Here is a 13,450-nt window from a genome sequence, read left to right as displayed (position 1 = left end):
GACTGCCCGACCGAACCGGGCAGGACAAACCCATGCTAGGATACGCATGCGCCCAAAAACCCGCGAGCGGATCCGCATCGAGTCGCCGCCATGCCCGCCACCCCGGCCACGACGCTTGCACATTACGCACACCGCCTGCCGATCCCCACGCGGTGGCTCGATAACGACGTCTACGGCCACGTGAACAACGTCGTCTTCTACGCCTATTTCGACACGGTGATCAACGAGTACCTGATTCGCGCCGGCGGGCTCGATCTGCAAGAGGGCGCGGCCATCGGCCTGTGCGTCGAAAGCCAATGCCGGTATTTTGCCCCGGCTCGTTTTCCGGAGCCGTTGGTCGCCGGCCTGCGGGTCGCCCATTTGGGGCGATCCAGCGTGCGTTACGAAATCGGCATTTTTCGCGAGGGTGAATCGCGCCCCCTGGCCGAGGGGCATTTTGTGCATGTGTTTGTCGAGCGCACGGCGCGCCGCCCGACGTCGATCCCCGCATCGATTCGCGCAGCGCTGCAAGCACTGGTGACCGGCTAGCTCAGCAGCTCCGGCACCACTTCGCCGGTGGGAACCAGGCGATGGGGGCGGTCGAGACGGTCGTGCAATTCCAGCTCCGGTGGAATGCCGAGCGCGTGGTAGAGCGTCGAAATCAAGTGGCCGGGGGTGATGGGGTCGAGCGCCGGAAACGCGCCGATCTTGTCGCTGGCCCCGTAGATCAGTCCCTGGCGAAAACCGCCGCCGAACATCATCACGCTGTAGCAATAGTTCCAGTGGTCGCGCCCGGCCGAGGCGTTGATCTTCGGCGTGCGGCCGAAATCGCCCATCACCGCGACGACCGTCCGCTCGAGCAGACCGCGATCGCGCAAGTCGACGACCAGGCTGCCGCACGCGGCGTCGAGCTGCGGCAACAGCGAGTCGCGCAACCGCTGGAAGTTGCCGCCGTGCGTGTCCCAGGTGGCGTTCGCATCGGGGGCCCAGGAGACACACACCAGCCGCGTGCCGGCCTCGATCAGCCGCCGCGCCAGCAACACGCTCTGACCATAAATATTACGACCGTAGGCCTCGCGCACGGGGTCCGGCTCGCGCGACAGCGCGAAGGCTTCGCGCATCGCGGTCGAACGGAGCAAATCAAAGGCGCGTCGCTGGTGCGCGTTCATCGCTTCCCAGGCCGCCAGGCCCGCATCGCCGCCGGCGGCTGCCGAAAGCCCGGCGAACAAACCTTGCCGCGCGGCCAGACGATCTGGCGTCATGTCGGCGCGCAGATTCAACTCATCGACCGAGAAGTTGTCGGCGTTTGGATCGTTGACCACGAACAACGGATCATAGGCCGTGCCCAGGTAGCCGCCGAAGAACCCCGGTTGCGGAGGTCCGCCGGCGCCCTCCTTCGTCACATAGGGCAGCGTCACGTGCGGCAGTACCGCCTGCCGCGGTGGGCGCAGCTTGGCGAGCACCGAACCGGGCGCGGGATTGTCGGTCGGCTGCGTGCCGCCGCCCTGTTCGCCGCGGTCGTGGCCCGTGAGTGCCGCGTAGACGGCCGCGGCGTGGGCATTGTTGACGCCGTGATGCATCGAGCGGACCACCGTTGCCTGGTCGGCCAGGGCTGCCAAGCGCGGCAATAACTCGCACATCGTGTAGCCGGGCACGCTCGTCGCAATCGGCTTGAATTCGCCGCGGATGCCGTCCGGGGCATCGGGCTTCATGTCCCACATGTCGAGATGGCTGGGACCGCCGTTGAGGAACAGCAAGATACAGGCGTCGGCCCGCGGCGCGGGCGCCTGGGCCTGCGTCTGAGCGGCCAGCAATTGGGACAGCCCTAGCCCTGCACCGGCACCAAGACTCCAACCGCCAATCTGCAAGAAATGGCGGCGCGAAAGCACCCGGGATAAGGGAGTGACGGCCATGCGTCGCCCATCATACCGCGCCGCCGACCAACGCGCGCTGGAGTCGCATTGCATTGCCGAGGGGTGGGCCGGGCTTAATAATCGCGACCATGACCGACGTCTCGCTGGTTCGCCAATTGATCTCGGCCTTTGTGCCCGCCACCGCCGGCCGTAGCGACAACCCGACGCTGGAACGGGTCCGCATCAACATCCGCTGGCTGTTGGCTCTGCGCTGGGCCGCGGGCGTGGGCCAACTCGTAACGATCGGCGTCGTGCGCTGCTGGCTGGGGATCGAGCTGCCGTTGGCCGAGTTGGCGGGCATTATTGCGATCGAGTTTGTCACCAATGCGGCGTTTGCCTGGTGGTTCCGCCGGGCCGTGGCCGTGCGCAGTTGGGAGCAGACCCACGTACTGGCCCAGCGTCTGCTGGGCCTGGTGATGATGCTGGACATCCTGCTGTTGACCGGTTTGCTCTATTTGACCGGCGGACCCGAGAACCCGTTCTGCATCTTCTACCTGGTCAACATTTCGCTGGCGGCGGTGGTGCTCAAGCCGCGCTGGACGCTGTGGCTGGCGGCGCTGGCGGTCGTGTGCTTTACGACGTTGCTGAACTTTCATCGCCCCCTGCCTGCCTTGGCGACGATCTGGCTGCCGGATGCCGCGGCCACACACGATGACGATCACAAAGCCCAGCTGGTCCGCACACAGGGCCTGTGGTTTGCTCTCAGCGGAGCGGCACTGTTTCTCGTGTATTTCATTACGCGCGCGACGGCCGAGCTGGCCCGGCGCGAGAGCGAGCTGAGCACCGAGCAGCAACGGCGCGCGCAATCGCAAAAGCTCGAAGCACTGGCCACGTTGGCGGCCGGCGCTGCCCACGAACTGGCCTCGCCGTTGTCGACCATCGCGGTCGTGGCCCGCGAACTAGAGCTGCAATTGGTGCGCGATGGCGTGGCCGAGCCCACGGTCCAAGACGCCCAACTCATTCGGCGCGAGGTGGGCCGGTGCCGGGAAATCCTCGACCTGATGGCCAACCGCGCCGGCGAAAGTGTCGGCGAAAAGATCCTCACGCTGTCCCTGGCCGAGTTGATCGAGCGCACCTTCGACGGGCTGCGCGAGCCGGAGCGCGTGGAGGTCGACATCTCGTCGGCCGCACGCGAGCGCCGCCTGCATGTTCCCCAACACGCCTTGGCACAATCATTACGAGTCGTGTTGCGCAATGCGCTCGATGCGTCGCCCAATGCCGGCCGCGTGCGACTGTCGGCCGAGCCGCTGGGGAAGATGGTCCGCATCGTGATTCGCGACTCGGGCACCGGCATGCCGCCGGAGATCCTGGCCCGGGCCGGCGAGCCGTTTTTCACCACCAAAGAACCGGGCCAAGGCATGGGACTGGGGTTGTTCATTACGCGGCGGGTGATCGAACGGCTCGGCGGCAGCTTGGAGCTGTCGAGCGTCTCGGGCGAAGGTACCACGGCGACGATCACGCTCCCCTGCGAGCGGTGAGCCCGGCACTCAAATGCCAGTTGTCGACGTGATATTACACGCCGCCAGCGAACGCTTACCGGCTCGGTGGTTTATGGCTGCAGCGCGCGATACACTCGTAGACAGTGCGCCACCGACCCGAAGGGGGCCAGCCGCAGGGAATTGCGTCTATGTCCACCACGCCCGCCGCTCTCCAATCGCCGCCGTCCGGGCGGCGCAAATTGCGATTCAACTCGCTCGACGAAGTGCTGGCTGACGCCGAGCACTTGCTGCGTGACGGTTACCGGCGCAGCGGCAATTGGACGCTGGGACAAGTCTGCAACCATTTGGGCGCCGCCGTCACGGTGGCGCTGGCCCCCACGCGGTCGCTGCAACCCTGGCCGGTGCGCTTCGTGGCCAAACACTTCGTCCTGCCGCAGGTGTTCCGGGAAATGAAGCCCGGCTACCAGCTGCGTGGCAAGGTAGCGGAAGAATTCCTCCCGCCCGACACTCCGGACGAGCAGGGTGTGGCGATGTTGCGCGAAGCGTTTCGGCGATTTCAAGCCGAAACGCCCCGATATCCCCACCCGGTGTTCGGCAAGCTCACGCGGGCCGAATGGGAAAAGTTAACCTTGCGACACTCGGAGTTGCATTTGAGTTTTCTGATTCCGGAAAAAAGTTAACCGCAGCCCTGCGTTCCCGGCCGATTCAGGCTCGCGAACCATGCGATTGGACCACAGCTCGGGAGATCGAAGCGATGACCAACCCTGCCCAGCCGGTCACCAACGGCGAGCCCAACCCGTTTGCGGGCTGTTCGTTGCTGGTGGTGGATGACAATGAAATCCTGCGCGAGCGCATGGCGCGCGCCATGGCCAGCCGCGGGTTGCGAGTGCGGGCCGCCGCCAACTACGACGAGGCGCTCGAACTGGCCCGGGCCCAGACCCCCGACCTGGCGGTGGTCGATCTACGGATGCCTGGCCCTAGCGGCCTGGAATTGCTGCGTGACCTGTTGCAACTGCGATCCGACATGAAAGTCGTCGTACTGACCGGTTTCGGCAGCATTGCTACGGCGGTCGAGGCTATGCGCCTTGGCGCGGCCAACTACCTGCCCAAGCCGGCCGACGCCGACGAAGTGCTGGCCGCCTTCAAGGCCGAACACGGCGAAGGCGCGAGCGCTTCCCAAATGCCCGACGATTACCAAGCCCCCTCACTTGCCCGAGCTGAGTGGGAACACATTCAACGGGTGCTGGCCGACTGCGGTAACAACATCTCCGAAGCAGCGCGACGGCTGGGCATTCACCGCCGCTCCTTGCAGCGCAAACTGCACAAACTCGCGCCCGATTGACGCTGGTCGCGGACGACCGCCTTCGTGCGACGCTGCGCATCAAGATCAGCGGTAATTCTCACCCGTGCACGGCGGTCCAGTCGTCGCGATCAAAATCGACTGGACACGCGCAAAGGCGTTGTCCTATCTTCAACGGGCGCAATGTGATGGGCGCACTTCTGCGGGCAATTTGTGCGACGATTTGCCGCATGCCGGATTCGCGCTTGCAACATTAGGATACCGCGGACTCAAAACACGCGAGCACACTCTGTGCTTACGTGAAGCGCCGGCTAGAGCGATCGACGTGCGGGAGGGCTCGGTCAGGGAGACATGGACCGGGTTCCGGATATCGAGCGTCAATGGCCGACGACCTGCCACCAGAGCAAACACGTCGCTCTCGGGGCACAGACGGACGAACTCTTGCAGATGAAGCGATTGCCGTGAGCAACTCAGACCGCTTCGTATTTCCACTTTGGGTCGACAAGCTGCGCCCGCTGATCGCCGCCGCAGTGCTGATCACGCCGGTGTATCTGGTGGCAGTGGTCGGCTTCGGCGCCTCACCGAGCACGACCGACGTCGGCTATGCACCCATCCAGCCGGTGCCGTTCAGCCACGCGTTGCACGCGGGCAAGCTCGGCATGGACTGTCGCTACTGTCACACGACGGTCGAGAAGGCCGCGTTTGCGGCCGTCCCGGCCACGGCGACGTGCATGAATTGCCACTCACTGGTCAAGACGACCAGCGAAGCCTTGGCGCCGATCCGCCAGGCGTATGAATCCGGCGATCCGGTCCCCTGGGTCAAGGTGCACGATCTGCCTGACTACGCCTACTTCAATCATCGAGCCCACGTCACCCGGGGTGTGAGCTGCGTCGAGTGCCACGGCCGGATCGACACGATGGAGGTCGTCAAGCAGCAGAAGCCGCTGAGCATGGGCTGGTGCCTCGATTGCCACCGCGATCCGCATCCGCACCTGAGGCCTCAGGACCAGATCACCAATCTGGCCTGGCAGCCGCAGGACGACCCGCGCGAATTGGGCCAGCAGATCGCCGACGCCAACAACATTCATCCTTCGACGGACTGTTCGACATGTCACCGCTAGACGTCGTGGCGTCGCCCGCTACGGATAAGCCCGTTCAGGACCCCGGCGCGAACCCGACCGAGCATCCGGTCGGTGGCAAGCAATACTGGCGCAGCCTGGGCGACTTGCAGAACTCGCCCGAGTTCGAAGAGTTTCTGCACCGGGAGTTCCCGGTTGCCGCGAGCGAATTCCCACAGGGCGTTTCGCGACGGCGCTGGCTGCAATTGATGAGCGCCTCGTTCGCCTTGGCCGGGGCCGCCGGTTGCCGTTGGGAAAAAGAAAACATTCTGCCCGAGGCGCAGCGCGTGCCCGGGCGCATCCCGGGCGTGCCGGTCAAGTACGCAACCGCGGCCGACTTCTCCGGCGCAGCGCACGGGCTGTTGGTGACCAGCTTCGATGGCCGTCCCATCAAGGTCGACGGCAACCCGCAGCACCCTCAGAATCAAGGCGCCAGCGACATCTACACGCAGGCCAGCATCCTGCAGTTGTACGATCCCGATCGCAGCCAAGTGCCGGCCAAGCGCGGCGAAAACGTGGCGCGCACCTGGGCCGAGGCCGAAGCGGCTCTGCGCGAGGCGATCGGTAAGCGAGCCGCGGTGGGGGGCGCCGGGCTGCGCGTGCTGGCCGAGCCCTCGTCGTCGCCCACGCTTGCGGCGCTGCGCAAGAAGTTTGCTGCCGCTTTCCCGCAGGCGAAATGGGTCGCGTACGAACCGCTGCAAAAGGACGCGGTGCAGGCCGGGGCGCAACTCGCCTTCGGCAAGCCGGTCCGCACGCATCTGAACCTCGATCAGGCCGACGTGATCGTCACGCTCGACGCCGATCTGCTCCGGCCCAGCCCGCAGGGCGTCAAACTCACTCGGCAATTTGCCGCCGGGCGCGTGCCGACGACCGAAGGCCGGATGAACCGGCTGTATAGCATCGACAGCTACTACTCACGGACCGCGGCGATGGCCGATCATCGGCTGGCGGTGCGCAACGAGCAAGTCGTCGCGGTGGCCGTGGCCCTGGAAGTCGCGGTGCTCGACGCCTTGGGTACGGAAGTCGCGAATAAGTACGGCCCTCGCAATGCCCCGCCGCAAGGCGGCATCCTGGCCGAGGAGCCCGCCGCGTCGTTCATCCGCGAACTGGCCGCCGATCTCGTGGCGCACAAGGGCCGCACGGTCGTGGCGGTCGGCTCGCGTCAGCCGGCCGCGGTGCATGCCCTGGTGCATCGCCTGAACGCGGCGCTGGGCAACGTCGGCACCACGGTCGCCTACACCGACGAGCCGGCCGCAGGGCTCGCCTCGCCGTTGGCCGAATTCAAGTCGCTCATGGACGAGATGCATGCCGGGCAGGTCGACACGCTGCTGATTCTCGGGGGCAACCCCGTGTACAACGCCCCGGCCGATTTCGCCTTTGAAAAGGCCTTGGAGAAGGTGCCCAACTCGTTCCACCTGGGCCTGTATCGCGACGAAACCGGCGACCGGGTCGCCTGGCATATGCCGCAGGCCCACTTCCTCGAGTCGTGGGGCGATGCCCGCGCCTACGACGGGCTGTACAGCATCGTGCAGCCGCTGATCGAGCCGCTCTACCAGGGGCGCACCACGGCCGACATCGTCTCGCTCGTCGTAACCCTGGCGACTGACGCGGCCGCGGCGCCGGTGGTTGGTCAGGACCTCGTCCGGGCGACGTTCGCCGAGCTGTCCGGCAGCGGCACAAACGATGCCGCCTGGCGATTGACGCTGCACGATGGTTACTGGGCCGGCAGCAATTGGCCGACGATCACGCCCGCGTTGCAGCAGTTGCCGCCGATTGAGATCACCGGCGACCTGTTGGCCAAGGAAGTGTCGAAGGACGACTTGGAGATCCTCTTCCGTCAGTCGGACCAGCTTTACGACGGCCGCTACGCGAACATCGCGTGGCTGCAAGAACTTCCCGACTTCATGACCAAGGTTACCTGGGACAACGTGGCCTTGATGAGCAAGGCCACGGCCGACTGCCTGGGGATCGCGACGCACGACGTCCACACCTCGATCATCCACCTGAAATACCGCGGCAAGGAAGCGACCATTCCGGTGTACGTGATGCCGGGCCATGCCGATGGCTCGGTGACCGTGAGCCTGGGCTATGGCCGCACGGCAGTGGGTAGCGTGGGTGGTGACACGGCCAACGGCACGGAGCCGGTCGGCGTCGACTTCTACGCCTTCCGCACCAGCGACGCGATGGATTTTGCCCGGGGGCTGACGGTCAGCGCGACGCCGGGGCGTTATCACCTCGCGACCACGCAGGACCACCACGCGCTCGATGCGATCGGCAGCGAAGGACGCGACCAGCGGATGCCCGAGATCATCCGCGAGACCGATCTCGAGTCGTTCAAGCAGCATCCCGACTTTGCCAAGCACGTGGTCCACGTGCCCGAGGTCGCCTCGCTGTGGGACCGTCCGCGGACGGACGTCGATTACAAGTGGGGCATGTCGATCGACCTGAGCAAGTGCATCGGGTGCAATGCCTGCGTGATCGCCTGCCAGGCCGAGAACAACATCCCGGTCGTGGGTCGCGAACAGGTCCGCCGGGGCCGCGAAATGCACTGGATTCGCCTCGACCGCTACTACAGCGGCGATTTCGACCAGGCCAAAGTCGTGCACCAACCGGTCGCCTGCCAACAGTGCGAAGACGCCCCGTGCGAGCAGGTCTGCCCCGTCGCGGCAACCGTGCACAGCGACGAAGGCCTCAACGACATGGTCTACAACCGCTGCATCGGCACGCGGTACTGCTCGAACAACTGCCCCTACAAGGTGCGGCGGTTCAACTACTTCAACTTCCAAAAGCAGATGAGCAAACCGGACAACCTGGTGCTCAAGATGCTTTACAACCCGGAAGTCACCGTGCGGAGCCGCGGTGTGATGGAAAAGTGCACGTTCTGCGTGCAGCGGATTCAAAACGCCAAGATCGTCGCCAAGACCGAGCATCGCCCGATTGCCGACGGCGAGGTGCAGTCGGCCTGCCAGCAGGCGTGCCCGGCCCAGGCCATCGTGTTCGGCGATTTGAACGACCCGCAAAGCCAGGTCACGGCCCTGCATGCCGACCAGCGCAGCTACCAGTTGCTCGAAGAGTTGAGCACCAAGCCGCGCAACCGCTACCTGGCCCGGATTACCAACCCCAACCCGAAGCTCGCGCCCGCCGCGGATAAGTCTCATGAGCAGCATAGCCCTGCGCACGTTTGATAACACGGCCGACGACCCGCAACGGCGCTCACCGCTGGTGCTGGGCGATCAGAACCTCGGCAGCATCACCGAAACGGTGTGCGAGATCGTCGAGCGTCCGCGCCCACCGGCCATCTGGTACGTGCTGCTGACGATTTCAGGCCTGCTGGTGCTGAACCTCGGCGCCATGGTCACCTACTTGATCGTGACCGGCGTCGGCGTGTGGGGTAACACCAACCCTGTCGGTTGGGCCTGGGACATCACGAACTTCGTGTTCTGGATCGGGATCGGCCACGCCGGCACGCTGATCTCGGCGATCTTGTTCCTGTTCCGGCAGGGCTGGCGCACCAGTATCAACCGCGCCGCCGAGGCCATGACCCTGTTCGCCGTGATGTGCGCCGGGCTGTATCCCGGCATTCACGTCGGCCGCGTGTGGGTCGTCTACTGGATGTTTCCGATCCCCAACCAGATGCAGATGTGGCCGCAGTTTCGCAGCCCGCTGATGTGGGACATCTTCGCGATCTCGACCTATCTGACCGTTTCGCTGTTGTTCTGGTACACGGGGCTCGTGCCCGACCTGGCGACGCTCCGCGATCGATCGACCAGTCCGATCGCGCGTCGCGTGTTCGGCTTTTTCGCCCTGGGCTGGCGCGGTTCGGCCCGGCAGTGGCACCGCTATGAACGCGCCTACCTGCTGCTGGCGGCCCTGAGCACGCCGCTGGTGTTGAGCGTGCACTCGGTGGTGAGCTTCGACTTCGCCACGAGCCAATTGCCCGGCTGGCACACGACGATCTTCCCGCCGTACTTCGTCGCGGGGGCCATCTTCGGCGGCTTCGCGATGGTGGTGCTGCTGCTCGTGCCGGTACGGTCGATCTTCCACCTCAAGCACCTGATCACACTGCGGCATCTGGAGAACATGAACAAGATCATCATGGCGACCGGCATGATGGTCGGGTACGCGTATGCGACCGAGTTCTTCATCGCCTGGTACAGCGGCAACACGTATGAATTGTTCACGTTCTTCAACCGGGCCCTGGGCCCGTATGCCTGGGCGTACTGGGCCATGATCTTCTGCAACGTCGTCTCGCCCCAGATTTTCTGGTTCGCGTGGGCGCGGCGGTCGATTCCCGTGATGTACGTGGTTTCGATCCTGGTGACGATCGGCATGTGGTTCGAGCGGTTCGTGATCATCGTCTCGTCGCTCAGCCGCGACTTCCTGCCCGCGGCCTGGTACTACTACCGCCCGACCTACGTCGATATTTGCACGTTCGCCGGCACCTGCGGCTTGTTCGTGTTCATGTTCCTGCTGTTCTGCCGCTTCTTGCCGGTGATCGCGATTGCCGAAGTGAAACAAGTGTTGCCGCACGACCACGACGTGGCGGGGCACAAGATCTCGGGCAACGGCGCCCCGGCCGACGCGATCGTCGGACATGCCGCCCCGGCCCATTAAGCGAGTTCACGAACCCAACCCATTTCGGCGCCCGCGGGACGCACGCCCGCTGCACGATCGAGGAACCCCTGCCCCATGTCCGCCCATTCATCTACTTCCAGCGCCGCGGCCGAACGCGTGGCCGGAGTGTTGGCCCAGTACGAATCGGCCGATGCCCTGCTCGCCGCAGCGGAAAAGGTGCGCGACGCTGGTTATCAGCGCTGGGATTTGCATTCGCCCCACCCGATCCACGGTGCCGAGGAGGCGATGGGCCAGCGGATGACCGTGCTGCCCTGGATCGTGCTGCTGCTGGGCATCACCGGCGCCGGATTGGGCCTGCTGCTGCAATGGTGGACCAACTCGATCAACTACCCGTTCCTGATCAGCGGTAAGCCGCTCTTCAGCCTGCCGGCGTTCATCCCGATCGTGTTCGAGTGCACGATTTTGTTCGCGGCCTTCGCCACGTTCTTCGGCATGTGGGGTCTGAACCAACTGCCGCAGTTCTTCCACCCGGTGTTCGCCAGCGAACGGTTTCGCCGGGCAACGTCCGACGGCTTCTTCATCTCGGTCGAAGCCGAGGATCCGAAGTTTCAGCAACAGCGTACCACCGAGTTGCTCAGCTCGGCCGGCGCGCAATTGGTCGAAACGCTGATGGTTCCGGCGACGCTGCCGGGCCTGCCGCAAGGGATCAAGGTGGCCGGCGTCGTCCTGACCATCTTGGGGCTGTTGCCGCCGGCCGTGATCCTCGCGGCCCGGGGCTCGACCGGCACGTCGCCGCGGGTCCACCCGATCCAGGACATGGACTTCCAGCCGAAGATGAAGGCGCAAAAAGCCAACCCATTGTTCGCCGACGGCCGCGAATACCGCGCGCCCGTAGCCGGCACCGTGGCGCGCGGCGAATTGCAAGCGGACGATCACTTCGAGCGCGGCGTCGTCGGCGAGGATTGGGCCAAGACGTTTCCCAAGGAATTGACGATTGATCAGGCCTCGCTGGAGCGCGGCCGGCAGCAATTCAATATCTACTGCGCCACCTGTCACGGCCGCCTGGGCGTGGGCGATGGCTTGATCGCGCGGCGGGCCACCGAGCTCGAAGACCCGGCCTGGGTACCGCCGCTCTCGCTGCACGCGCCGACGGTCGTCGTGCAGCCGGTGGGCCAGTTGTTCAACTCGATCACCAAGGGGGTCCGCAAGATGCCGCCCTATGGCTCGCAGATTTCGACGGCCGACCGCTGGGCCATCTTGCTCTATGTCCGGGCCCTGCAGCGCAGCCAGAACGCCACGATCGACGACGTGCCCGAGAATCAACGCGCGGCCCTGAACCCCTAAGCTGAATCACGATGCACAAGCACGCAGTCATCAACATTTTCGACGAGCAGCGTTTCCTGGGCGAAGCCGGGTCGCGTCTGACCCGCAACGCTGGGATTGTCGGCTTCGTGGGCCTGGGCCTGTCGCTGTTTTTGGGCTTCCTCGATAAGGACAGCCTGGCGCACTTCCAGCATTCCTACCTGGTTGCTTTCTGCTTCTTCTTCACCATCTCGCTGGGCGCGCTATTCTTCCTGTGCACCCAGCACGTGACCCGGGCCGGGTGGAGCGTCGCTGTGCGGCGCGTGGCCGAACTGCTGGCCGGCCTCCTGCCGATCTTGTTCGTGCTGTTTCTACCGATTCTCGTGCCCCTGTTGATGGGCAACAGCGGCCTCTACTCGTGGAACAATCCGAAGGTCGTCGAAGAGAGCCACCTGCTGAAGCACAAGCAGGTGTTCTTGAATCCGCAGGCCTTCGCCCTGCGCAGCGTCGCATATTTCGCCATCTGGACGATCCTGGCCCGGTACTTCCTGGGCCGTTCGGTGCAGCAAGACACCGACGGCAATCCCGACTGGACGACGCGGATGCAATCGGTCAGCGCGCCGGCGTGCATCCTATTCGCCCTGACCACGACCTTCGCCGCGTTCGATTGGTTGATGAGCCTGTTGCCCGAGTGGTACAGCACCATCTTCGGCGTGTATTTCTTCGCAGGGACGGCCATCGCCTTCTTCGCGGGCGTGATCCTCACGTCGATGCTGATCCAACGGACCGGCCGGCTGAGCCACGCGATCACCACCGAGCACTACCACGATCTGGGCAAGTTCATGTTCGGCTTCGTCGTGTTCTGGGCCTACATCGGCTTCTCACAGTTGATGTTGATCTGGTACGCGAACATTCCGGAAGAGCTGGTCTTTTACCGCATGCGGTGGCAGGGTGGCTGGGAATACATCTCCCTGGCCCTGTTGTTCGGCCACTTCTTCATCCCGTTCCTGGGTCTGGTCTCGCGCCATGTGAAGCGCAGCCGCTTCGGGCTGGCGTTCTGGGCCACCTGGTTGCTGGTCATGCACTGGCTCGACCTGTATTGGCTGGTGATGCCGAACTTGGATTCCAACCGCGTGCCTTGGAGCTTGATGGACGCCACCTGCATGCTGGGCGTCGGTGGGCTGTTCGTGGCGGCTTTCGCCTGGCTGGCCAGCGACCGCTCGCTGGTGCCGGTGCGCGACCCGCGGTTGCGCGACTCCCTGGCCTTCAAGAACGCATAACGGCGACCGCCGAAGGAACCTGATTCCATGTCCGACCATTACTCTTCGGATCACCACGGCGAAGGCAACGGCCAGGTGCTCACCGAGCCGGATCGTACCCCCAGCAAGCTCCTCGCGACGGTCGTCGGGGTCGGTGGCTTTACCGTGCTGGTCAGCATGATCGCGATCAACGGCCTGTACACGCAGTTCGATCGCCACGTGGTCGATACCAAGCACGCCCCGGGCTATGGCGAGATCGCCCACGGCGTGTTCGAGCAGCAGGAAACGCAGCTAGCCGCCTATCGCGTCGTCGATGCCGAACGCAAGGTGTACGCGATTCCGATCGACGTCGCCTCGGGGCTCGTGCTCAAAGAGTTGGCCGCCAATCCCGAGGCCGACGTCACCGGCCCGCCACCGCCGCCACCCAAGAAAGAAGCGCCACCTGCGGACGGCACGCCGCCGAGCACCAGCGCGACACCCTCCGCAGGGAGCGAGGCGCAGCCAAATGTCGCACCCGCTACGAACCCCTGAGCCGCGTGATGGCAGCGGCCGCGCGCGAACGAAA

At 64.9% G+C, this 13,450-nt stretch carries 11 protein-coding genes; 10 read left to right on the top strand and 1 reads right to left on the bottom strand.

Annotated features, from left to right (window positions below):
* The first annotated feature begins 90 nt into the window (after window positions 1–90).
* Window positions 91–528, top strand: a complete 438-nt coding sequence (locus tag K1X74_05870; GenBank protein ID MBX7165859.1) for an acyl-CoA thioesterase — start codon at window positions 91–93, stop codon at window positions 526–528.
* On the opposite strand, the gene K1X74_05865 is transcribed toward K1X74_05870, so the two are convergent.
* A complete protein-coding gene (locus tag K1X74_05865; protein ID MBX7165858.1) occupies window positions 525–1,892 on the bottom strand; it encodes a DUF1501 domain-containing protein in 1,368 nt (455 codons plus the stop codon). The two genes, K1X74_05870 and K1X74_05865, sit on opposite strands and share 4 nt — an antisense overlap.
* An 89-nt stretch (window positions 1,893–1,981) precedes the next feature.
* Here K1X74_05865 and K1X74_05860 point away from each other — a divergent pair, with 89 nt between their 5' ends.
* The 9 genes from K1X74_05860 (at window position 1,982) to K1X74_05820 (ending at window position 13,416) form a co-directional block, all read left to right on the top strand.
* The gene (locus K1X74_05860; GenBank protein ID MBX7165857.1) at window positions 1,982–3,370 is read left to right on the top strand and encodes a hypothetical protein; all 1,389 of its coding nucleotides are present in this window, start codon (window positions 1,982–1,984) and stop codon (window positions 3,368–3,370) included.
* A 149-nt stretch (window positions 3,371–3,519) separates the two neighbouring features.
* Window positions 3,520–4,011 carry a DUF1569 domain-containing protein gene (locus tag K1X74_05855; protein MBX7165856.1) on the top strand — a complete coding sequence of 164 codons (492 nt, stop codon included), beginning with the start codon at window positions 3,520–3,522 and terminating at the stop codon, window positions 4,009–4,011.
* A 74-nt stretch (window positions 4,012–4,085) separates the two neighbouring features.
* Window positions 4,086–4,673, top strand: a complete 588-nt coding sequence (locus K1X74_05850; GenBank protein MBX7165855.1) for a response regulator — start codon at window positions 4,086–4,088, stop codon at window positions 4,671–4,673.
* A gap of 338 nt (window positions 4,674–5,011) precedes the next feature.
* Window positions 5,012–5,752, top strand: coding sequence for a cytochrome c family protein (locus K1X74_05845; GenBank protein MBX7165854.1), 741 nt, complete (start codon window positions 5,012–5,014; stop codon window positions 5,750–5,752).
* Window positions 5,740–8,934: a TAT-variant-translocated molybdopterin oxidoreductase gene (locus K1X74_05840; protein ID MBX7165853.1), complete on the top strand. Its 3,195-nt coding sequence runs from the start codon at window positions 5,740–5,742 to the stop codon at window positions 8,932–8,934. Before K1X74_05845 ends, K1X74_05840 begins: the two co-directional genes overlap by 13 nt.
* On the top strand, window positions 8,906–10,363 hold the full coding sequence (gene nrfD, locus K1X74_05835; protein ID MBX7165852.1) for a polysulfide reductase NrfD: 1,458 nt from the start codon (window positions 8,906–8,908) through the stop codon (window positions 10,361–10,363). The genes K1X74_05840 and nrfD overlap by 29 nt, the downstream gene beginning before the upstream one ends.
* A gap of 75 nt (window positions 10,364–10,438) precedes the next feature.
* Complete coding sequence (locus tag K1X74_05830; GenBank protein MBX7165851.1) at window positions 10,439–11,668, top strand: DUF3341 domain-containing protein; 1,230 nt, start codon at window positions 10,439–10,441, stop codon at window positions 11,666–11,668.
* Between the two features lie 11 nt (window positions 11,669–11,679).
* The gene (locus K1X74_05825) at window positions 11,680–12,906 is read left to right on the top strand and encodes a quinol:cytochrome C oxidoreductase (protein ID MBX7165850.1); all 1,227 of its coding nucleotides are present in this window, start codon (window positions 11,680–11,682) and stop codon (window positions 12,904–12,906) included.
* Between the two features lie 27 nt (window positions 12,907–12,933).
* A complete protein-coding gene (locus tag K1X74_05820; GenBank protein ID MBX7165849.1) occupies window positions 12,934–13,416 on the top strand; it encodes a hypothetical protein in 483 nt (160 codons plus the stop codon).
* The last annotated feature ends 34 nt before the right edge of the window (window positions 13,417–13,450 follow it).

This window comes from Pirellulales bacterium (assembly GCA_019694435.1).
In the GTDB taxonomy this organism is placed as follows: domain Bacteria; phylum Planctomycetota; class Planctomycetia; order Pirellulales; family JAEUIK01; genus JAIBBZ01.
Note: the sequence above shows the minus strand (reverse complement) of the source record. Positions and strands in the feature narration are given on the sequence as shown.

What these genes read in the sequence shown, in the direction of transcription:
- K1X74_05845 (MBX7165854.1), top strand. Translation starts at nt 5,012, where the DNA reads ATGGCCGACGACCTGCCACCAGAGCAAACACGTCGCTCTCGGGGCACA.
- K1X74_05870 (MBX7165859.1), top strand. Translation starts at nt 91, where the DNA reads ATGCCCGCCACCCCGGCCACGACGCTTGCACATTACGCACACCGCCTG.
- K1X74_05865 (MBX7165858.1), bottom strand. Translation starts at nt 1,892, where the DNA reads ATGGCCGTCACTCCCTTATCCCGGGTGCTTTCGCGCCGCCATTTCTTG.
- K1X74_05830 (MBX7165851.1), top strand. Translation starts at nt 10,439, where the DNA reads ATGTCCGCCCATTCATCTACTTCCAGCGCCGCGGCCGAACGCGTGGCC.
- K1X74_05850 (MBX7165855.1), top strand. Translation starts at nt 4,086, where the DNA reads ATGACCAACCCTGCCCAGCCGGTCACCAACGGCGAGCCCAACCCGTTT.
- K1X74_05855 (MBX7165856.1), top strand. Translation starts at nt 3,520, where the DNA reads ATGTCCACCACGCCCGCCGCTCTCCAATCGCCGCCGTCCGGGCGGCGC.
- nrfD (MBX7165852.1), top strand. Translation starts at nt 8,906, where the DNA reads ATGAGCAGCATAGCCCTGCGCACGTTTGATAACACGGCCGACGACCCG.
- K1X74_05820 (MBX7165849.1), top strand. Translation starts at nt 12,934, where the DNA reads ATGTCCGACCATTACTCTTCGGATCACCACGGCGAAGGCAACGGCCAG.
- K1X74_05840 (MBX7165853.1), top strand. Translation starts at nt 5,740, where the DNA reads ATGTCACCGCTAGACGTCGTGGCGTCGCCCGCTACGGATAAGCCCGTT.
- K1X74_05825 (MBX7165850.1), top strand. Translation starts at nt 11,680, where the DNA reads ATGCACAAGCACGCAGTCATCAACATTTTCGACGAGCAGCGTTTCCTG.
- K1X74_05860 (MBX7165857.1), top strand. Translation starts at nt 1,982, where the DNA reads ATGACCGACGTCTCGCTGGTTCGCCAATTGATCTCGGCCTTTGTGCCC.